Origin of the sequence: Bradyrhizobium forestalis, from assembly GCF_002795245.1 — a bacterium.
In the GTDB taxonomy this organism is placed as follows: domain Bacteria; phylum Pseudomonadota; class Alphaproteobacteria; order Rhizobiales; family Xanthobacteraceae; genus Bradyrhizobium; species Bradyrhizobium forestalis.
This window is the reverse complement of sequence record NZ_PGVG01000040.1, coordinates 1-17,526: the sequence shown is the minus strand read 5'-3', so window position 1 is coordinate 17,526 and position 17,526 is coordinate 1. Positions and strand designations below refer to the sequence as shown.

The following is a 17,526-nucleotide window of genomic DNA, read 5'->3' as shown; positions in this document are numbered from 1 at the left end:
AGGCGAACACATTCTCGGCGCCGGAGCGTTTGACCTGCATCAACCGGGAGCGCAGCTCTCCGGTTAATTTTCCGGTTTGGTGCTGCCGCGCCAAGCTGGAGGATCGGGCATGTCTTCGTTCGACGAGCGCGAGAATGCATTCGAGACCGAGTTCGCGCACCGCGAGGAATCGAAGGTCAGAGTGCGGGAGCGTGCCGTGGCATCGCTTGCGCAGTGGGCAGCACGGCGTCTCGGCAGGTCCGCGGCAGCCGCCAAGGTTCTTACCCAGGAAGTCCTGGAAGCCGACGTCGCAAGTCCGACCGTCGAGCCGACCATCGATCGGATCGTGGCTGATCTCGCACCGGTCGGCATCCCGAAGCAGGAGGTCTGGCAGGCGATGCACCGGTTCTTGGCCGAGGCCGAAGTCGCCGAGCGCAGCGGTCGTCCGTGGCGGGAGCTGGTGCGCGGCAAGTTTACCCTGCCCGAACTGGAGAACGGGTTGGAGGCGTTGCAGAATGGGGCGCTTGTCCAGATCGACCGCGCCGACTATGAGCGCTTGTTCGGATTGAACGATGTCGCACTTGGTCGCCTGCGCAATTTCGCCCGCAGCCACCAATGTATCGTGAGCTTCGCCGACACCATCGTCTTGTTTCGGAAGCATATCGCGCCGGTCGAAGAGGGGCTCGATCCGCAACAATAGCCCGACTTGAAGAAGAACTGCATTCCCGCAGCGGTGTCGCCGGCTTCCGCGATCCGGTTCGCGTCAGTAGACGAAAGCCGGAGTTTCGAGCAGGTGGTCGTTCACCATGACGACGCCCGGAATAGCCTCTGCCGCTACCCGGATGGCTGTGCGTTCGGCCGCAGATGGCGCGAAGCCCCAGATGTCGACCACACCGTTCTGGACGGTCACGTTCAGGTTGAACGTGTGTGCCCAAGGCTGCTTCTTGATCTCTTCAAGGAATTTCTTCCTGATGATCGAATCGGGAAGTGAAATCTCCAGCTTCGGCCTGGCGCTCGCGATCGCCTGCAGCAGGTTGGCGCGGCTGACGATCCCGACGAGCTGACCCTGCTTGTTGACGATCGGCACGCGTTTGATCTGGTGCTTTTCGAGCAGCATGGCGATATCGTTCAGGGGCGTTTCGGGGGTGGCAGTCACGACCTCGCGGGTCATGATGTCTTCGACCTTGACCGCATGCGACTTGACGTAGTCGGTCGCCATTTGCGCGTCGCCGATCAAGAGGCGAAGCCACCAGGCGTAGGCGCGCTCGGTGCCGGATTCGGAACGGTGCATCAGGTCGCCTTCGGTCACGATCCCGAGAATGTTGTTGTCGGCATCGACGACCGGCACTGCGCTGATGTGGCGCTCGAGCAGGATCTTGGCGACTTGGCGAACGGTTGCAGTTGGGCCGACGGTCACCACCGGTGAGATCATCACGTCCTGGGCTTGCATGGCAGACCTCCGTGCTGGCTTTGCGGCATCTTGCCGCCTTCCGGGCCGGCGGGATTGATCGGGATCAAGGAGCACCTGAACTAGGAGGGCGACTCAAAATCCAACGCGCCGTGGCGCGGCCCGTATTGGCCCAGGATATGAGCGCGCATCGGCGCGGTGGGAGCAGCTGGACCGCTTGATTTGCGTCAACGGGACGGCTGGGAACGCGAGATAAGAATTACCGTTCGAGCAATGGAGCAATGACATGTCTCTTGCCAGCGTCATGGTCTATGTCGATTCCGAGCAGCAGGACGAAGGGCAGATTGCCGTCGCCGAGGCCGTCGCAAACGACTTTGGCGCCGCCTTGCTTGGCGTCTCGGCCATCGCAACAGAGCCCCCGTTCGTCGCCGAAGGCGTGATCATCGAACAGACGACCGCGGACGACCTCGAGCGCATACGCGGGGCGCTGTCGGCCAAGGAGGCGTGGTTCAGGCGCATTGTTCGCCTGCCGGGTGAAAAGGTGGAATGGCGATGGACGATTGGCTTTCCGACCGAGTTCCTGGTCGAGCAGTCCAGGGCGGCGGATCTTGTCGTGGTGAGGCGCAGCCAGCTGAAGTCCAAATCCTCTCACTACCTCGATGCGGCGGGAGCCATGTTGCGGGTGGGTCGTCCGATCCTCTTGGTGCCGGACGGCGTCACCCGATTGTCGGGCGATCGGATCGTGGTCGGCTGGAAGGACGCCCGGGAGGCGCGCCTGGCTGTTCGGGACGCGCTGCCGTTCCTGACCCGGGCTTCGCAGGTCACGATCGCCGAAATCTGCGCGTCGAGCGAACAGGATGCGGCGCGAGACCGGGTGCGGGACGTGGCCGGATATCTTCAGCGGCACGGCGTGAGCTGCCAGCACGAGGTGCGCGTGCATACGGCGGAACCGGATGCGGGCTATCTCGTCCGGCTGGCCGCCGATGTCGGTGCCGATCTCATCGTGACCGGCGGATATGGACACAGCCGGTTGGGAGAATGGGTTTTCGGCGGCATGACGCAGAGCCTTCTGCAGCACGCTCCGGTCTGCCTGTTGATGTCGCACTGACCTCAACGCCATAGGAGAGTGTGCAATGGACAAGGATGCTCAAGCGGCGAAGAAGAGCGCAGCAGAGCGAAAGGCGGAGGTGCCCGTACCTGATCGCGACGCGCCGGTCCTTAAGACTAGGCCGGCCGATCGCGCGCTCAAGGATGCCCTCGAGGACGATGAGGTGCGCGAGGCGCTTGGCCTGCATCACCGGGACAAGCGCTCCTAGTTCAGCCCGCAGCCCGCAGGCTGCCGCGTTCCGCGGTGCGGACGATCTCGATGGTCCGCAACACGCTCGACGGATTCACGCTGATCGAGTCGATCCCGAGCTCTGCCAGATACTTCGCGATCTCCGGATAATTGGCGGGAGCCTCGCCGCAGATCCCGACGTGGCGGCGGTTGCGCTTGGCGCCTTGCACGGCCATTGACAGCATTTGCAGCATGCCGGGATCGCGCTCGTCGAAATCGAACGCGACGATCTCGGAGTCCCGGTCGACGCCGAGCGTGAGCTGGGTGAGATCATTGGAGCCGATGGAAAATCCGTCGAACAATTGTGCGAACTGGTCGATCAGGATGACGTTGTTCGGGATCTCGCACATCATGAATATTTCAAGGCCGTTCTCGCCTCGCTTGAGGCCAAGGCTTGCCATGGCTGCAATGACCTTGCGCGCTTCCTCGACACGCCGGCAAAACGGAATCATGATCTTGAGATTGGTGAGGCCCATGGTCTCGCGCACCCGCTTCATTGCAGCGCATTCCAGCGCAAAACCCTGCGCATAGGCGGGGTGCGCGTAGCGCGCGGCGCCGCGGAAGCCGATCATCGGGTTCTCCTCGCGAGGCTCGAAATCGGCGCCGCCGAGCAGGTTCGCATATTCATTGGTCTTGAAATCGGAGAGGCGCACGATCACCGGCCGGGGATGGAACGCCGCGGCGATGGTGCCGACGCCCTCCGACAGTCGCTCGACAAAGAACTCGGACGGTTGCTTGTGGCGTGCGGTCAGGAGCTTGATCTTCCGCCGGTCCCGCACTGAGGTGACCTTGTCGGGGCAGGCCAGCGCCATCGGATGGACTCCGATATGCTGGTTGATGATGAATTCCATACGGGCAAGGCCGACGCCATCGCTCGGCAGGGATGCGGTCTTGAACGCGACCTCGGGATTGCCGAGGTTCACCATGATTTCGGTGCGCGGCTTCTGAACGCTTTCGGCCGCGGTCCGTTCGACCTCGTAGGGCAGGGTCCCCTCGAAGACGTGACCGATGTCACCTTCCGCGCAGGACACCGTCACGGCGGTGCCCGTCTTCGCCCTCTTGCTGAAACTGCCTGTCCCGACCACTGCAGGCACCCCGAGTTCGCGTGCGATGATGGCGGCATGGCAGGTCCGGCCGCCATGATCGGTCACGATCGCGGCGGCGAGCTTCATGACGGGCTCCCAGTCCGGGCGCGTTGCCGTCGCGACCAGCACCTCGCCTGGACGGAATTTCCGGAGCTCCCGCTCGTTCCTGATCAGTCGGATGCGTCCGGCCCCGATCTTTTCGCCGACGGCGCGGCCTTCGGCCAGCGCCGTGCCGTGCGCTTTCAGGACATAGCTCTCGAGCGCCTCCGGCTTGCGGCGGGAGGCGACCGTCTCGGGCCGGGCCTGGATGATGTAGAGCGAACCGTCCCTGCCGTCCTTGGCCCATTCCACATCCATCGGCGTCGGCTTGCCCGATTTTTGCGAGTAATGCTTCTCGACGAGCAGCGCGCATTCGGCCAGCGTCAGGACTTCGTCGTCATTGATGCAGAATTGCTGGCGCGCGCGCGCCGGCGTTGTCACGTTCCGCGTTGTATTGTGTCCGCGACCGTAGACCATCCGCTTTGCCTTGGATCCCAGGCGGCGCGACAGAACCGCCCGGAAACCGGCATTGAAGGTCGGCTTGTGAACGTAGAATTCATCGGGATCGACGACGCCCTGCACGATGTTTTCGCCGAGCCCGTAGACGCCGGTCACGAATACGACGTCGCGAAACCCGGTCTCGGTATCGAGCGTGAAGGTGACGCCGCTTGCCGCGAGATCCGAGCGGACCATCTTCATGACCGCAACCGATAGCGCGACCTTGAAGTGATCGAAACCATTGTCGATCCGATAGGAGATTGCACGATCTGTGAACAATGAAGCAAAGCAGCGGCGGCAGGACTCCATCAGCCCGTCCGCGCCCCGGATGTTGAGAAAACTGTCGTGCTGCCCGGCAAAACTTGCGGTCGGCAGGTCTTCGGCCGTGGCCGAGCTACGGACCGCGACCGCGACGTTGCGTCCGTATTCCTGCTCCAGCTGCCGATATGCCTGTGTGACCTGATGGCGCAGATCCTCCCGGTCGGTTGCCGCGTAGACGATCGCGCGCGCGGCGGCGGCGCGACGGGCAAGATCGGCGATCCGCCGCTTGTCGATGCCGGCGAGAAGAGGACCGAGCCTGTCCCACGCGCCAGCTTCGGTCAGGGCGTCCCGATAGGAGGCCGCGGTCAGCGCAAACCCGTTGGGGACCCTGACGCCCTCCGGTGTCAGCGCCGAATACAATTCGCCCAGGGATGCTGTCTTGCCTCCGACCAGCGGCACGTCGGCAAGACGTATGTCGCTGAACCAGCGAATGTAGCTTGACGCGTCCATCGCGCATTCTCCCGCGCTGCAAAATGGGTCCGAACATCGATAATTTTCCCGCATCTGCGCACCACCGGTTTGCGAAAGATCAAGTGCGCTGGTTCAGATCAAGAACCAGGCCGAGGCGGAGCTGATCACGGCTGCACACGAGCTCCGCGATATCGGGGAGGGTGTCGCCCCGCAAGGGCAGCGGCCGGAAGTCTGCCGCGACCTTCGCAGCGCTCTCAGGGCCACCATCGATCAGTGGCGCCGCCTGTGCTGGCAACTGATGCAGACGACGATCGTGTCGCATGGCAACTCGCTTCTGGCGCCGATCATCGGGCTGGTGCTCTGCGCGCCGAGATTTCTCTCCGGGGCCATGACATTGGGTGAGCTCACGCGGGCCGCGGCGGCTTTCACGCTGGTGCAGGCCTCGTTCAACTGGGTTGTCGACAACTATGGGCGCATTGCCGATTGGATGTCGTCGCTGGAACGGGGCGGCGGCCTCCTGCTGTCGCTCGACCGTCTCAACCGGGCAACGCCACCGCAGCAGGCGGAGTCCATGAGCCTTCCGGCCGGCTCGGTCAAATTGCCGTAGAGAGAACCACCTGTTCGGCCAGACGCTTGATGTCGTCAGGCCGGCAGAGCTCTGTGCCGGGATTGAGCAGGGCCGCGGCGCCGGCGGCGACGGCCTGTCGAAAGCAGTGCTCGAGGCTGGCTCCGGATGCCAGCCCGTAGACCAGGGCGCCGAGAAAACTGTCGCCCGCGCCGACGGCGCCGACAGGCGCAATCGCGAGAGGTTTGGCGCGCAACACCCGGTCGCTCGTCACCAGCGCAGCACCGAGATGGCCCATCGTAAGAGCGACGGCCGCCGCTTTGCCGCTGCGCACCAGCGTTCTGGCCGCAGCTTCCCATTCGGCGGCATCAGACGACTCGCGGCCGACCAGCTCGCGCATCTCCCGCAGGTTCGGCTTGACCAGTTCGACGCCTTCCGCCACCGCAGCAACAAGGGCCTGTCCGGAGGTGTCGAGGATCATCTTGGCTCCGCGCTGTTTGACGATCCTTGCCACCCCAGCATAAAAATCGTCGGGCACCCCAGCCGGCAGGCTTCCGCTCGCAACGACGAAGCTGGGAAACGGCTGCAGCGCCGACAGCATTGCAAGGCATTTCTGCCATTCGTTCTCGGCCAAAGGCGGCCCTGGCAAGATGAAGCGATAGGGCTGGCCCGTGCTGATCTCGCGGACGAAGAAGTCTTGTCGGGTCTCGCCCGCGATCGGAAAGGTCAGGCTTTCGACGCCCTCCCTGTCCAGCAATTGACGCAGCAGGTCTCCTGTAAGGCCGCCCACCGGATAGAGCGCTGTGGCATTGCCGCCGAGGCGCTTGACCACGCGCGCAACGTTGATGCCGCCCCCGCCGGGGTCGCGGCGCTGCCCGACGCCGCGCAGCTTGGCGACAGGAACGATCCTGTCCACCGATGTCGATACGTCGACCGCCGGATTGGGCGTGATCGTGAGGATCTCGGTCATCGGCTCAGCTGGAGGCCATGGGCGCGGCCATCGCGACGGCTCTTTCCGTCACGTTGCGAATAGCCCGATGCCCATTCGAAATTGTCGAGCAGGGACCACACGAAATAGCCCTTGACGTCGGCTCCGGCTCGGATCGCCTCCTGCATCGCCCTTGTATAGGCGTCGAGATAGGCAATTCGCGCGGCGTCCTGAACACGACCGGCATCGTCCGGCTTGTTGTCCGCGGCGGTGCCATTCTTGATGCGGCCCTTCTGCCGACAATGGCTGTCCCATATGCTGTCGCCGCGCCCATCCACATGGGACGCGCCCTCGATCTGAAAGCTCGAGGTCGAGACGCCCCACACAAATGAATTCGGCGCCGGCACGCGCGTTTGAAGCGAGGTCGCGGCTCCGTGTCTCGTTGTCATGCGCCTGCCTTGCGATGCGCAGTTCAGATCGTGTTGGGTCCACAATGCTGCTCTTTGCCGATCTCCGTTTGACCGAGATCAACCGCTGGGCAGGGAACGGATGAGTGGGTGGGGCACGTTCTAGTGCAGAGGGCCAGCTCGCAACGTTTCGAGGTACGCCACGATCTCGTCGACCTGGTACTCCGCGAGCCGCGGGTTCGGCATGGCCTGATCGGGGCCGAGCCTGCGGTGGCTCGACGTCAGGAATTGCCTGATGTCATCGGCAGAGAACGAGGGACGATTGACGATCTCGAGGAAGCTCGGCGCCGGGGGGCGGGATGCCGGCGATTCCTTGGCGGCATCCTCCACGATATGGCATGGTCCGCAGGACGCATGGGCCAGCGCCCGGCCTTCGGTGACCTGATCGACGAACAATTGGTTGGTGACAGGCGGACGAACCGGTACCTGGATCGTGATCGAGGCGTAGCCGCCGGCCCGATGGCAGCTGTTGCATTCGTTGGTCAGGGCCGAATAGGCTTTGGTAAATGCAGGCACGTTTTTCTGTTGGATGGCCTGACGTACGGCTCGCAGCTGATCTTTGGCTGGATCGATCCGCAATGGAGCGGGCATGAGCTTGCCTGCCGCTTCGAGATTGGCCTCGATGTGTTGGATTTCGTAGCTCGCCAGGCTCCAGTTGCTGAGCTTGCCCGCAAACCAGAGCTTGGCATGCTGGAGCTGAAGCCGGGTCATGAGATCGGAGAGCGCGGCAGAGACGTCGACCGGCGTCGTTCCGGCCGGCGCTCCAGCGCTCAGCGCCGCGACTGCCGCAAAGATCGCAGCCATGAACAATGCTTGCAGGCGCATGCCAAATGTCCAGATTTAAAAATAGCATGGCACTCGATCGCGGCCGGGCGGTTGATCTCGATCAAGACCCCGTCAGGGGCGGCGACTACCTGTGAGTTCTCTCTGGAGTTGAAGACATGCGCGCGCACCAGATCATGTCCCGGCGGGTGATAGCTATTCGGCCGGAGGCCTCGATCGCCGATGCCATCAAGGTGATGCTCGGTCACCACATCAGTGGACTGCCGGTGACGGATTCGGCCGGTAAGCTCGTTGGCATCATTTGCGAAAGCGACTTCCTGAGGCGGGCCGAGCTCGATACGGAGCACACGCGCAACCGGCTGCTGACGGTCCTGCTCGGAGCAGACCGAATCGCGCGTGAATTCGTCAAGGAGCACGGGCGCAAGGTCGAACAGGTGATGACGCGCGATCCGGCTACGATCAGGGAGGATACTCCTCTCGAGGAAACTGCCGACCTGATGGAGCGTCGAAACCTGAATCACGTTCCGGTCATGCGTGCTGATCGCGTCGTCGGCATCATTACCCGGTCCGACTTCCTGTCCGCAGTTGCCGGTCCGTTGACCGGCGCACGCGGCTATTCCGAGGATGACGATCAAATCCGCCGTTCGGTCCTCGCGGCGATGGCCGGGATGGCTTGGCAGCCCGTCGGCTTGAACGTGAGCGTGAGGGATGGCGTGGTGACGCTGCGCGGCGTCGTCAAGGGCGATAACGCCCGCCAAGCGGTTATCGTGGCTTGCGAGAACGCTTCAGGCGTGCGCGGCGTCGATGACCGCCTGTGCCTTCAGTCGATCAGTCCCGATCCGGAGGATGATTACGGCGGCGGTGACTTCGTCTCGCTGCAGGCAGAGCCATCCACGTGCGATGACGAACCATTGTAACGCTCGTCCCTGAGGACGCACTTCGGGTGACCGCGCGGATCAGCCTAGAGCAATAGCATCCCAATCTGACCGCGTTTTAGTCTTCCGCCAGTGGACGAGTGAGATCCGGATTCGCGGTCCGGCCGGGCGGCGAACGGACCGGTTGCTTGGCCGGTCTGACCGTCGACGAAAAATAGAGCGCGAGTTCGAGGATGCCGTACATCGCGAATATCATCAGCGCCTTGATTGCTTCGTTGGTCATCTGAATATCCTCCAACAACCGACCTCGACTAACGTTGGGCCATTTCGATCCGTGCATGCATTGGGCGGGCCTGGTAAACGGCCAGGGTCGTCGCCTTCTGCAAGCTCAGTTCAGGCTGGGCCAAGTGGACGGTCAGCGTGGTCGCGACGATGGCGGTGCCGGCAAGCAATCCTGCGATGACCACCTTCAAATGTGTTGCCTTGTCCGCAGTGTAAATCGAGTGGTTCATTGCAAGCCCCTTGCCGGTGCGTGCTGGCAGATCCTTATTAATGCATGAATTGTCCGACCGAAATTTGGGAGCTTCACCTAAGGTGATGTCCGTAGCCGAACGGAAAAGAGCGCAACAGCTGCACTCCTGGAGTACCGGCTCACCGCCTTGTCGTTAAGGTGCCGGCCACCGTGTCGCGTCGGCGGCTAGCGCGGTGCCTGTCGGTCCCGCCCGGTATAAGCGGCAATCAGCCAGACCAGGGCCGTCACGAGCAACATGGTCACGATGGTCTGGATCAGGCCGAAGTTCAGCGCGTCACGCGCCACGAACAGCGCCGTGATCGGCGCTGCTATGGCGAAGAGAAGCCGAACGAACCATCCAAGCATCGCAGCCTCGATCCACGGGGAATTCAGCCAGCGGCCTTCATGTCTTCGGGCGATTCCACATAGAAGCCGGAATAGGTGTCGACGAAACAGAGATGGTCGTGAACTTTCTTGACGCCGGCAGTGTTCTCGGCGGCGACGATCGCGGCCTGACGGGCCTCATCGGTGGTAACGAGCCCGTGCAGATGCACGACGCCTTCACGGACATTCACCTCAAAGCCGATCGGGCGCCAGTCGGTGCCGTTCACCGCGCGTGTGATGCGCTCGCGAATGTGCTCGTCATCGGCGGTCGGATCCGGAATTTCGTGCACGAGGCTTGCCACGGCCTGCAGCAGGTTCGTCCTCGTGACGATCCCGACGGGCACCTTGCCCCGCATGACGGGGACGCGCTTGATGTCGTTCTTCTCCATGAGGTCGACCAGCTCGGCCAGATCGGTGTCTTCCTGCACCGAGACGACCCGCTTCGTCATGACATCGGCGACCCTGCGGCCGCGCTCGTGAACGAACTCGGCAGCCGCGCGTCCCGGTCCCATGAAGTATTTCAACCAGGCGGCGTGCCTGCGGCCGGTGCCGATCTCGCCACGGCGGAGAAAGTCACTTTCCGAGACCACGCCGACGAGATGGCCGGCATCGTCAATGACGGGCAGGCCGCTGATATGCATTTGGAGCATGATCTTGGCCGCCTCCTCGATCGTCGTGTGCGGCGTTACGGCAACGAGGTCTTTCGTCATGATATGATGCGCGCGCATGTTGTGTCCTCGAGTTCGCTGGCGAGTGGTGAGGCGAGGCTGCGGCCGTCGCAGCCTCGCGTCGGGGGGCCGTCAGGCGGCCTTGACGCTGATGGTTTTGGCCTGCTTCTGGGCTTCCTCGGTCTTGGGAAGGACGACCTTGAGCACGCCGTTCTTGAACGTCGCCTCGATCTTGTCGGCGTTGACACCGTCCGGGAGCGCGAAGTAGCGCTCGAAAGAGCCGTAACGGCGCTCGGACACGTAGTAGTCCTTCTTCTTCTCTTCGCTCTCTTCCTTCTTCTCGCCTCTGATGGTGAGACCGCCGTTGACGAGCTTGACGTCGATGTTCTTCTCGTCGAGGCCGGGAAGCTCAGCCGTGATCTCGTAGGCCTTGTCGCTTTCGGCGACGTCGACGGCCGGCGCAGTGAAGTTCTTGGACAGGTCGCGCTCCAGCCGGGCGAGCGAGCGGAACGGGCGTTTCCAGAAGCCGTTGCCGAAATCGTCGAAGATCTGGTCGATCTCGTTTCTCAGCGCCTGGAACGGCTGCCATGCCTCGCCGGCGGCTGCGGGTGCGGTGGACGTCTTGGTGACAGGTAATTTGGTTTCGGTCGCCATGATCATGGTCTCCTTCGAGCTTGACCATTCCGGTCGTGGCAAAGAATAGGCATGGCCATCATGCGGTGGTTGATTTCGCTCAAATTCGAGAGCATCGCGTGCGAGATCAGGTGTGTTGGCGACTGATGGAATGATCGTGCCCAACACGGGCTCGGCGCTCGTCAATCCCCCATCCTGACGCCGCGTAAATTGGGCAGATACGCGGACGTTTCTCGATTGCCGCGGCGGACGAGAGCATATGGGCCCTTATGAAGCCGGGCTCCTTGGCACCCATTGGTCGCCAAGTTTCGCGTAGGAGCGCTTCACGGCGGCCCAGGCCGTGCGGTGGGCGATCTCCTCCTGCCGGAGGTCGCCGACATGCGAGGCAAAGGAATGGTTGAACGCCTCCCGGTAGATGTCCAGCGCATGGGGCGGCAAGTGGTGCCGCACACCTGCGGGAAGATCCTCGTTCGAGCGATAGGGCATCGTCGCATCCTGTGCGGATCATCCGCCGCCTTGGGCGCCGATGGCTGATGCCGGGCGCTTGCGGCGGGCGTGCCGCTGCTACATCGCCATGTCGGGCTCGGGCAACCGCTCGCGCTTCGGCTCCGGAATCTCCGTCATGGTGGCCTCCGTCAGAAGAAGCACGCTTGCGACGGAAACGGCGTTCTCGAGCGCGGTCCGTACGACCTTCACCGGGTCGACAATGCCGGCCTCCACGAGATCGACATAGACCTTCCGGGCGGCATCGAAGCCGAAATTGCCCTCGCTGCCGAGCATCCGTGCAACCACGACGCCGCCATCGGTCGCGGAATTTTCGGCGATCTGGCGCGCAGGCGCTTCGAGGGCGCGTTTGAGGATCTGCATGCCGGTTCGTTCGTCGCCCTCGCAGGCAGCCTCCTCCTTGGCCACCGCCGCGACCGTGCGGAGCAGGGCAAGCCCGCCGCCCGGCACGATCCCCTCGGCCATCGCAGCCTTCGTAGAGCTGATCGCATCGTCGAGCGCTTCCTTCTTCGCCTTCATCTCGGCTTCGGTCGGTGCGCCCACCCGGATCACGGCGACGCCGCCCGAGAGCTTGGCGAGGCGCTCCTCGAGCTTCTCGCGGTCGTAGTCGCTGGTCGTTTTCTCGATCTCGACGCGGATTTGCGCCAGCCGTGCGTCGATACGGGCGCGATCGCCGCCACTCCCTATCAGGGTGGTGTTCTCCTTGTCGGCGACCACCCGTGCGGCGCGACCGAGCTGTTGGAGGGTGGCGCTTTCCAGCTTGAGCCCGATCTCCGCCGAGATTACCTGCGCGCCGGTGAGGATGGCGATGTCCTCCAGCATGGCCTTGCGCCGGTCGCCGAAGCCGGGCGCCTTGACCGCGCAAGCCTTGAGCACGCCGCGAAGCTGATTGACGATGAGGGTCGCCAGCGCTTCGCCCTCGATATCCTCGGCAATGATCAGAAGCGACCGGCCGCTCTTGGCGACCTGCTCGAGCAGGGGAACCAGATCGCGCAGGGCGCCGATCTTGTGGTCGCACAGCAGCACGTAGGGATCCTGCAGCACGGCTTCCATGCGATCGGCATCCGTGACGAAGTAGGGCGACAGGAATCCGCGGTCGAATTTCATGCCTTCCACCACGTCCAGCAGGGTCTCGGTGGTCTTGGACTCCTCCACCGAGATCACGCCATCACCGCCGACTTTCTCGATCGCATCCGCCACCAGCTCGCCGATGGAGACGTCGTTGTGCGCCGAGATCGCGGCGACCTGAACCTTCTCCGCCCTGGTCTTCACCGGCTTCGCCATGGCGTGCAGGGCGGCGATGGCGGCCTTTGTGCCGCGATCGAGGCCGCGTTTCAGGTCGATCGCGCTGGCGCCGGCAACGACGTTCCGGACGCCGTCCGAAAGGATGGCGTGGGCCAGGATGGTCGACGTGCTGGTGCCGTCGCCGACGACATCGCCGGTCTTCTCGGCGGCCTGCCGCAGCACCTGCGCGCCCAGATTCTCTTCCGCGTCCTTGAGATCGAATTCCTTGGCAATGGTGACGCCATCGTTGCAGACGATGGGTGCGCCCCACGACTTCTGGATCAGGACGGACTTCGACTTCGGCCCGAGCGTGACGCGGACGGCATCGGCGAGAAGGGACGCGCCGCGCAAGACTTTCTCCCGTGCGGCCGAGTGAAACAGGACCTGTTTGTGCGCCATTTCCATGTCCTCTGCTTTGCGGCCATTGCCAAATGGGATTCATCATCCAGTTTGGACGAGTGAGTTCGAACCAGATTGATCTTCGTCAACGTGAGCACGCCAGCGCCGAAGCTCGCGGGCGCCGGATGGCGCGATCGCGTGGTGGCCGCCGTGTTGACCTGAATCAAGCAGAGGCTGCCGTTCCCCATTACCATTCAGCTTGCAGCCGGCGGCGATGGGAGAAGCAGGGTGGAGTCCGATCAAGGTTCACGGAAGCAGGCCATGGTGATGGCCGCTATTTTGGCGGGCGGGATGCTGCTCGCCGTGCTGCAGTTCGGTCTGTCGACCTACAATTCAATCGAGACCATTCCCTACAGCCAATTCGAGCAGCTGCTCGCCCAGGACAAGATTGCCGAGGTGTCCGTTGGCCCGGATATGATTCAGGGCAAGTTGAAAGAGCCGCTTTCGAGCGGAAAGTCCGCATTCGTGACCGCACGCGTCGATATGGCTCTGGCCGAAAAGCTCGCGGCAAAAGGCGCAAGCGTGACCGGTGTTCCCGGCGCCGGCGCGCTGCAGACGCTATTCTCCTGGATCTTTCCGGTCATCGTCTTCTTCGTGATCTGGTTCTGGATCGGCCGCAGCATGGGCGGCCGCCAGGGCCTGGGCGGTCTGATGGCGATCGGCAAGTCCCGCGCGAAGGTCTATGTCGAGAAGGACATCAAGGTCACCTTCGCGGATGTCGCCGGGGTGGACGAGGCGAAGTTCGAGCTCCAGGAGGTCGTGTCGTTCCTCAAGGACCCCAACAGCTATGGCCGACTGGGGGCGCATGTGCCCAAGGGAATCTTGCTGGTCGGACCGCCGGGAACGGGCAAGACCCTGCTGGCCCGCGCCGTGGCGGGAGAGGCCGGCGTTCCGTTCTTCTCGATCTCGGGCTCTGAATTCGTGGAGATGTTCGTCGGTGTCGGCGCGGCGCGCGTGCGAGACTTGTTCGAGCAGGCCCGAAAGGCGGCGCCGTGCATCATCTTCGTCGACGAGCTCGACGCGCTGGGACGCAGCCGCGGGCCGCTGTCGTTCGGAGGTTACGACGAGAAGGAGCAGACCCTCAATCAGCTCCTGTCCGAGCTCGACGGCTTCGACCCGAGTGCCGGCGTCATCCTGCTCGCAGCCACCAACCGCCCCGAGATCCTGGACCCCGCACTGCTGCGGGCAGGCCGGTTCGATCGCCAGGTTCTGGTCGATCGGCCGGACAAGGCCGGACGCGTCGCCATTCTCAAGGTCCACGTCCGCAAGATTCGCATGAGCAATGACGTCGACCTCGACAAGGTGGCGGGACTCACGACCGGATTCACCGGCGCCGACCTCGCAAACCTCATCAACGAAGCCGCGATCGCCGCGACCAGACGGGGCGGTGAGGAGGTCACGTTCGACGATTTCGTCATGGCAATCGAGCGGATCGTGGCCGGCATCGAGAAGAAGAGCAGGGTGCTCAGCAAGGACGAACGGCGCAGGGTTGCCTATCACGAGATGGGCCATGCCCTCGTCGCGGCCAGCCTGCCCGGTGTCGATCCCGTGCAGAAGGTCTCGATCATTCCGCGAGGAATCGGTGCACTGGGATACACCATCCAGCGTCCGACCGAGGACAGGTTCCTGCTGACGATCGAGGAGCTCAAGAACCGTATTGCGGTGCTGATGGGAGGACGCGCATCGGAGCGTCTGATCTTCGACGGTGCGATCTCCACCGGTGCCGCCGACGATCTTCAGCGTGCGACCGAAGTCGCGATCGAAATGGTGACCAAGTACGGCATGGACGAGACGGTGGGGCAACGCACCTATGCGCCCAAGCCGCAAGCGTTTCTCGGGGCGGCCCAGGACAAGATCGTCGGGGCTGCCGAGGCGACAGGCCGCGAGATCGATCTCGCCGTCCGCAACCTGATCGAGGAGGGGGACCGCCGCGCCCGGGACATCCTCCAGCGCCGGCGTGGTGACCTGGACGCCGGTGTGGAGCTGTTGATCGCGAACGAAACGGTGACCTCCGAGCAGTTCGCGCCGCTGCTCGGCAAGCGGAACGAGGAGAGCAAGCCGGTCGCCGCGTGATTGCGGCGCGCATGGACGGTCGCGGCTTGCCTTGGACAAGCTCGCGTCAGGCCTACGGAGGCCTTCAAAGGCCGCGCGAGTGGACCTTCCTGCGCAGGCGTTGACACGAATCTTCCAGGAGAGTTTGAAGATTCTCGATGTTCACCAGCAGCTCCTCTGCCTGTCGCCGTTCTCGCGTTCCGAAGGCAAAACCGTCTCGCAGGCTCGCGACGTGCTCCACGCGCTTACGTCCGGCTGCGGCTCGATTTTCAAAGAACTCCAGTTGCTCCAGGTCACGGCCGAGCCCGTCCTCTTCGGAAATCAGCATCTTGGTGATCGCGCTCCGGCGGTCAGGCACGAGGTCGGCGCCGTTCAACAGCGCGATGTAATGGTCGACATTCGCCTGAGCGACGTAGCGATGCATGGCGCACTCCCCCGTAACGTCGCTTGATATTACCACCGCAGGGGCGAGCGGCGAAGATGACCTCTTATGCAGGTAGGGTTCCCGGTATTATATTAGTGCGAACGAAGGTTCATCTCGAACGTATGTGTGATCTTCAGGGGGCGATCCAAGGCGCGAAACACATGCCGCGGCAGATCAGCTTGATCCGGATCAAGCCCCGCGTCTGCGGGCCCGCTAATATGCAATTTGCGTAACTCGACCCACGGTTACGTCCCCAAGTCGCCGCCGAGGTCCATCCCCCCACATCTCGGCGGCTCCTTTTTTCCAGCATGACGTCAACCGAGCCGTGCAAGACCGCGGGAACGAGCGGATGCCCACCTATTACTTCGATATGAAGGACGGCGTGCCCGTCCGGGACAAGTCAGGACTGGAGTTGGTGAGTGATGGTGCCGCCATCGCCCACAGCAAGAGCCTTGCCGACAAGGTGCGCAGAGAAAAGCCGAAAGGTCATCCCGCGCTCCAGATCGTCGTCATTGACGAGAGCGGCCGGGAAGTTCACCGCGAGCGGATCTATCCAGGCGCGACCTGACCGCGGTGAGGGGGCCGCAGCGGGGCGCCCTCCCGTCGGGTGAAGGCAGAGCGGGTCTCTGGGCCATAGTTTCGAGCGTCAAGGACCGGAGATTGCCAGGCGCTTGGCGGCGTTCGCCGAGATCAGATAGGCGGCTGCGATGGCAATTATTGCCGCAAGCATTCCTGCGGAAAGCGCGGTAAAGCCAAACAGCCCGCGCCACGGGCCAAGCGCCAGCGCCAGCCCGGCGAGAAGGGCGCCGACAGACGTCGCGATCAGGATGTTGTGCGGGCGGTTCGCGCGCCACGGCATGCGGCGAGACCGGATGACGAAGATCACCAGGATCTGGGTGAGTATCGATTCCACGAACCACCCGGTTCGAAACAGTTCTGCATCCACCTCGAACACCTTAAGAAGAACGACGAAGGTGATCGCATCGAACAGGGAGGACGCCATTCCCATGATGATGGAGAAGCGCAGGATACCCGCCATGTTCCACGTTTCGGGCCGGGCAACGTCTTCGCGGTCGACCTCGTCGAAGGGGATTCCGATTTCGGAGAGATCGTAGATCAGATTGTTCAGCAGGATCTGCAGCGGCAGCAACGGCAGGAATGGAAGAACGATCGACGCCAAGGCCATCGAAAGCATGTTGCCGAAATTCGAGCTCGTTCCCATCCGAACATATTTCAGGATATTGGCAAAGGTTCTGCGGCCCTCGCGCACTCCGGCCGCTAGCACTGACAGGTCGGGAGTCACCAGGATCATGTCGGCGGCTGCGCGGGCGACCTCGGTCGCGCCGGTGACGGAAATGCCGACATGCGCTGCGTGGATCGCCGGCGCATCATTGACACCGTCTCCCATGAAGCCGACGACGTGATTGCGGTGCCGCAGCGCGGCAATGATCCGCCGCTTCTGATCGGGGTCGATCCGGGCAAACAGATCGACGTCATCGACCCGGGCGACGAGCGCGGCATCGGTGAGCCCGGAGATCTCGGCTCCGGTCATGACACGTCCCGACGGCAGAGCGACCGATCGCGCGACATGGGAGACCACGGCGTCATGGTCACCCGAGAGGATCTTTATCGTCACGCCGAGCGAGGTGAGCGCTTCTATCGCCGAGGCCGCATCCTGCTTCGGCGGATCGGCGAAGACGCAGAAGCCGAGCATGGTCAGATTGGTCTCGTCACCGACGGCGATCGTCTGCTGCCCGGCCGGAATCGACTTGATGGCGACGGCAAGAAGCCGGAAGCCATCGCGGGCATATCGAGCCTGGATGTCCGTCATTTTCTGTTGCCATGCACGGCTGTCCGGTTCGATTGTTATGGACAGGGTGCATGACGTGGATTCTTCTGTGTTTCGAGCGCTTCGCACACGTTCGAGACACGGAAGGAGGTCCCCGCCATGCGGCACCAGAATAGCGTATTT

General features: G+C 63.2%; 19 protein-coding genes and 3 pseudogenes. 7 read left to right on the top strand and 15 right to left on the bottom strand.

Annotated features, from left to right (window positions below; all coding sequences use genetic code 11):
- The first annotated feature begins 79 nt into the window (after window positions 1-79).
- Window positions 80-679 (top strand): DUF1476 domain-containing protein, encoded by a 600-nt coding sequence (locus CVM73_RS31835; RefSeq protein WP_245452492.1) that lies wholly within the window; start codon window positions 80-82, stop codon window positions 677-679.
- 63 nt (window positions 680-742) lie between these two features.
- Here the strand turns inward: CVM73_RS31835 and CVM73_RS31830 are convergent, their stop codons facing one another.
- Window positions 743-1,429, bottom strand: a complete 687-nt coding sequence (locus CVM73_RS31830) for a CBS domain-containing protein (protein WP_100235731.1) — start codon at window positions 1,427-1,429, stop codon at window positions 743-745.
- A gap of 244 nt (window positions 1,430-1,673) precedes the next feature.
- Here CVM73_RS31830 and CVM73_RS31825 point away from each other — a divergent pair, with 244 nt between their 5' ends.
- Together CVM73_RS31825 and CVM73_RS31820 are read left to right on the top strand one after the other, a co-directional pair.
- Window positions 1,674-2,495 (top strand): universal stress protein, encoded by an 822-nt coding sequence (locus CVM73_RS31825; RefSeq protein WP_100235730.1) that lies wholly within the window; start codon window positions 1,674-1,676, stop codon window positions 2,493-2,495.
- A 25-nt stretch (window positions 2,496-2,520) separates the two neighbouring features.
- Complete coding sequence (locus CVM73_RS31820) at window positions 2,521-2,703, top strand: hypothetical protein (protein ID WP_100235729.1); 183 nt, start codon at window positions 2,521-2,523, stop codon at window positions 2,701-2,703.
- A 1-nt stretch (window position 2,704) separates the two neighbouring features.
- Here CVM73_RS31820 and ppsA read toward each other — a convergent pair whose 3' ends face one another.
- Window positions 2,705-5,116, bottom strand: a complete 2,412-nt coding sequence (gene ppsA, locus CVM73_RS31815) for a phosphoenolpyruvate synthase (RefSeq protein WP_100235728.1) — start codon at window positions 5,114-5,116, stop codon at window positions 2,705-2,707.
- Window positions 5,117-5,204: 88 nt separating this feature from the next.
- On the opposite strand from ppsA, the pseudogene CVM73_RS31810 reads away from it, so the two are divergent.
- A pseudogene (locus tag CVM73_RS31810) lies at window positions 5,205-5,684 on the top strand (SbmA/BacA-like family transporter); the annotation flags it as partial.
- On the opposite strand, the gene CVM73_RS31805 reads toward CVM73_RS31810, so the two are convergent.
- The 4 genes and pseudogenes from CVM73_RS31805 to CVM73_RS31795 all read right to left on the bottom strand — a co-directional run bounded on the left by CVM73_RS31805 (window position 5,671) and on the right by CVM73_RS31795 (window position 7,862).
- Window positions 5,671-6,612 carry a 1-phosphofructokinase family hexose kinase gene (locus CVM73_RS31805; protein ID WP_100235727.1) on the bottom strand — a complete coding sequence of 314 codons (942 nt, stop codon included), beginning with the start codon at window positions 6,610-6,612 and terminating at the stop codon, window positions 5,671-5,673. The pseudogene CVM73_RS31810 and the gene CVM73_RS31805 sit on opposite strands and share 14 nt — an antisense overlap.
- Window positions 6,613-6,656: 44 nt before the next feature.
- Window positions 6,657-6,854: pseudogene (locus CVM73_RS41855) on the bottom strand (family 1 glycosylhydrolase); the annotation flags it as partial.
- Between the two features lie 51 nt (window positions 6,855-6,905).
- Window positions 6,906-7,019, bottom strand: a pseudogene (locus CVM73_RS41850) (hypothetical protein); the annotation flags it as partial.
- A 120-nt stretch (window positions 7,020-7,139) separates the two neighbouring features.
- Window positions 7,140-7,862 carry a c-type cytochrome gene (locus CVM73_RS31795; protein ID WP_100235725.1) on the bottom strand — a complete coding sequence of 241 codons (723 nt, stop codon included), beginning with the start codon at window positions 7,860-7,862 and terminating at the stop codon, window positions 7,140-7,142.
- Between the two features lie 116 nt (window positions 7,863-7,978).
- Between CVM73_RS31795 and CVM73_RS31790 the strand changes: the two genes are divergently transcribed.
- On the top strand, window positions 7,979-8,737 hold the full coding sequence (locus CVM73_RS31790) for a CBS domain-containing protein (protein ID WP_100235724.1): 759 nt from the start codon (window positions 7,979-7,981) through the stop codon (window positions 8,735-8,737).
- Window positions 8,738-8,813: 76 nt separating this feature from the next.
- On the opposite strand, the gene CVM73_RS39865 is transcribed toward CVM73_RS31790, so the two are convergent.
- The 7 genes from CVM73_RS39865 to groL all read right to left on the bottom strand — a co-directional run bounded on the left by CVM73_RS39865 (window position 8,814) and on the right by groL (window position 13,078).
- Window positions 8,814-8,978: a hypothetical protein gene (locus tag CVM73_RS39865; RefSeq protein WP_158237630.1), complete on the bottom strand. Its 165-nt coding sequence runs from the start codon at window positions 8,976-8,978 to the stop codon at window positions 8,814-8,816.
- A gap of 28 nt (window positions 8,979-9,006) precedes the next feature.
- Window positions 9,007-9,207: a hypothetical protein gene (locus CVM73_RS31780; RefSeq protein WP_100235722.1), complete on the bottom strand. Its 201-nt coding sequence runs from the start codon at window positions 9,205-9,207 to the stop codon at window positions 9,007-9,009.
- Window positions 9,208-9,392: 185 nt separating this feature from the next.
- The gene (locus tag CVM73_RS31775; protein WP_100235721.1) at window positions 9,393-9,572 is read right to left on the bottom strand and encodes a hypothetical protein; all 180 of its coding nucleotides are present in this window, start codon (window positions 9,570-9,572) and stop codon (window positions 9,393-9,395) included.
- Window positions 9,573-9,595: 23 nt separating this feature from the next.
- Complete coding sequence (locus CVM73_RS31770; protein ID WP_100235720.1) at window positions 9,596-10,318, bottom strand: CBS domain-containing protein; 723 nt, start codon at window positions 10,316-10,318, stop codon at window positions 9,596-9,598.
- 72 nt (window positions 10,319-10,390) lie between these two features.
- A complete protein-coding gene (locus CVM73_RS31765) occupies window positions 10,391-10,912 on the bottom strand; it encodes an Hsp20/alpha crystallin family protein (RefSeq protein WP_100235768.1) in 522 nt (173 codons plus the stop codon).
- 246 nt (window positions 10,913-11,158) lie between these two features.
- On the bottom strand, window positions 11,159-11,377 hold the full coding sequence (locus CVM73_RS31760) for a ChaB family protein (protein ID WP_100235719.1): 219 nt from the start codon (window positions 11,375-11,377) through the stop codon (window positions 11,159-11,161).
- Between the two features lie 78 nt (window positions 11,378-11,455).
- On the bottom strand, window positions 11,456-13,078 hold the full coding sequence (gene groL / locus CVM73_RS31755; RefSeq protein ID WP_100235767.1) for a chaperonin GroEL: 1,623 nt from the start codon (window positions 13,076-13,078) through the stop codon (window positions 11,456-11,458).
- A 228-nt stretch (window positions 13,079-13,306) separates the two neighbouring features.
- On the opposite strand from groL, the gene ftsH reads away from it, so the two are divergent.
- The gene (gene ftsH, locus CVM73_RS31750; RefSeq protein WP_100235718.1) at window positions 13,307-15,151 is read left to right on the top strand and encodes an ATP-dependent zinc metalloprotease FtsH; all 1,845 of its coding nucleotides are present in this window, start codon (window positions 13,307-13,309) and stop codon (window positions 15,149-15,151) included.
- A 64-nt stretch (window positions 15,152-15,215) separates the two neighbouring features.
- Here the strand turns inward: ftsH and CVM73_RS31745 are convergent, their stop codons facing one another.
- Window positions 15,216-15,554 carry a hypothetical protein gene (locus CVM73_RS31745; RefSeq protein ID WP_100235717.1) on the bottom strand — a complete coding sequence of 113 codons (339 nt, stop codon included), beginning with the start codon at window positions 15,552-15,554 and terminating at the stop codon, window positions 15,216-15,218.
- Between the two features lie 349 nt (window positions 15,555-15,903).
- Here CVM73_RS31745 and CVM73_RS31740 point away from each other — a divergent pair, with 349 nt between their 5' ends.
- Complete coding sequence (locus tag CVM73_RS31740; protein WP_100235716.1) at window positions 15,904-16,122, top strand: DUF6894 family protein; 219 nt, start codon at window positions 15,904-15,906, stop codon at window positions 16,120-16,122.
- A 78-nt stretch (window positions 16,123-16,200) separates the two neighbouring features.
- Here the strand turns inward: CVM73_RS31740 and CVM73_RS31735 are convergent, their stop codons facing one another.
- Window positions 16,201-17,511 (bottom strand): HAD-IC family P-type ATPase, encoded by a 1,311-nt coding sequence (locus CVM73_RS31735; protein WP_245452487.1) that lies wholly within the window; start codon window positions 17,509-17,511, stop codon window positions 16,201-16,203.
- Window positions 17,512-17,526: the final 15 nt, after the last annotated feature.

Excerpts from the sequence above, each read along its gene's own strand:
- CVM73_RS31830 (WP_100235731.1), bottom strand. The coding sequence starts at position 1,429 with ATGCAAGCCCAGGACGTGATGATCTCACCGGTGGTGACCGTCGGCCCA.
- CVM73_RS31825 (WP_100235730.1), top strand. The coding sequence starts at position 1,674 with ATGTCTCTTGCCAGCGTCATGGTCTATGTCGATTCCGAGCAGCAGGAC.
- CVM73_RS31820 (WP_100235729.1), top strand. The coding sequence starts at position 2,521 with ATGGACAAGGATGCTCAAGCGGCGAAGAAGAGCGCAGCAGAGCGAAAG.
- ppsA (WP_100235728.1), bottom strand. The coding sequence starts at position 5,116 with ATGGACGCGTCAAGCTACATTCGCTGGTTCAGCGACATACGTCTTGCC.
- CVM73_RS31805 (WP_100235727.1), bottom strand. The coding sequence starts at position 6,612 with ATGACCGAGATCCTCACGATCACGCCCAATCCGGCGGTCGACGTATCG.
- CVM73_RS31795 (WP_100235725.1), bottom strand. The coding sequence starts at position 7,862 with ATGCGCCTGCAAGCATTGTTCATGGCTGCGATCTTTGCGGCAGTCGCG.
- CVM73_RS31790 (WP_100235724.1), top strand. The coding sequence starts at position 7,979 with ATGCGCGCGCACCAGATCATGTCCCGGCGGGTGATAGCTATTCGGCCG.
- CVM73_RS39865 (WP_158237630.1), bottom strand. The coding sequence starts at position 8,978 with ATGACCAACGAAGCAATCAAGGCGCTGATGATATTCGCGATGTACGGC.
- CVM73_RS31780 (WP_100235722.1), bottom strand. The coding sequence starts at position 9,207 with ATGAACCACTCGATTTACACTGCGGACAAGGCAACACATTTGAAGGTG.
- CVM73_RS31775 (WP_100235721.1), bottom strand. The coding sequence starts at position 9,572 with ATGCTTGGATGGTTCGTTCGGCTTCTCTTCGCCATAGCAGCGCCGATC.
- CVM73_RS31770 (WP_100235720.1), bottom strand. The coding sequence starts at position 10,318 with ATGCGCGCGCATCATATCATGACGAAAGACCTCGTTGCCGTAACGCCG.
- CVM73_RS31765 (WP_100235768.1), bottom strand. The coding sequence starts at position 10,912 with ATGGCGACCGAAACCAAATTACCTGTCACCAAGACGTCCACCGCACCC.
- CVM73_RS31760 (WP_100235719.1), bottom strand. The coding sequence starts at position 11,377 with ATGCCCTATCGCTCGAACGAGGATCTTCCCGCAGGTGTGCGGCACCAC.
- groL (WP_100235767.1), bottom strand. The coding sequence starts at position 13,078 with ATGGCGCACAAACAGGTCCTGTTTCACTCGGCCGCACGGGAGAAAGTC.
- CVM73_RS31745 (WP_100235717.1), bottom strand. The coding sequence starts at position 15,554 with ATGCATCGCTACGTCGCTCAGGCGAATGTCGACCATTACATCGCGCTG.
- CVM73_RS31740 (WP_100235716.1), top strand. The coding sequence starts at position 15,904 with ATGCCCACCTATTACTTCGATATGAAGGACGGCGTGCCCGTCCGGGAC.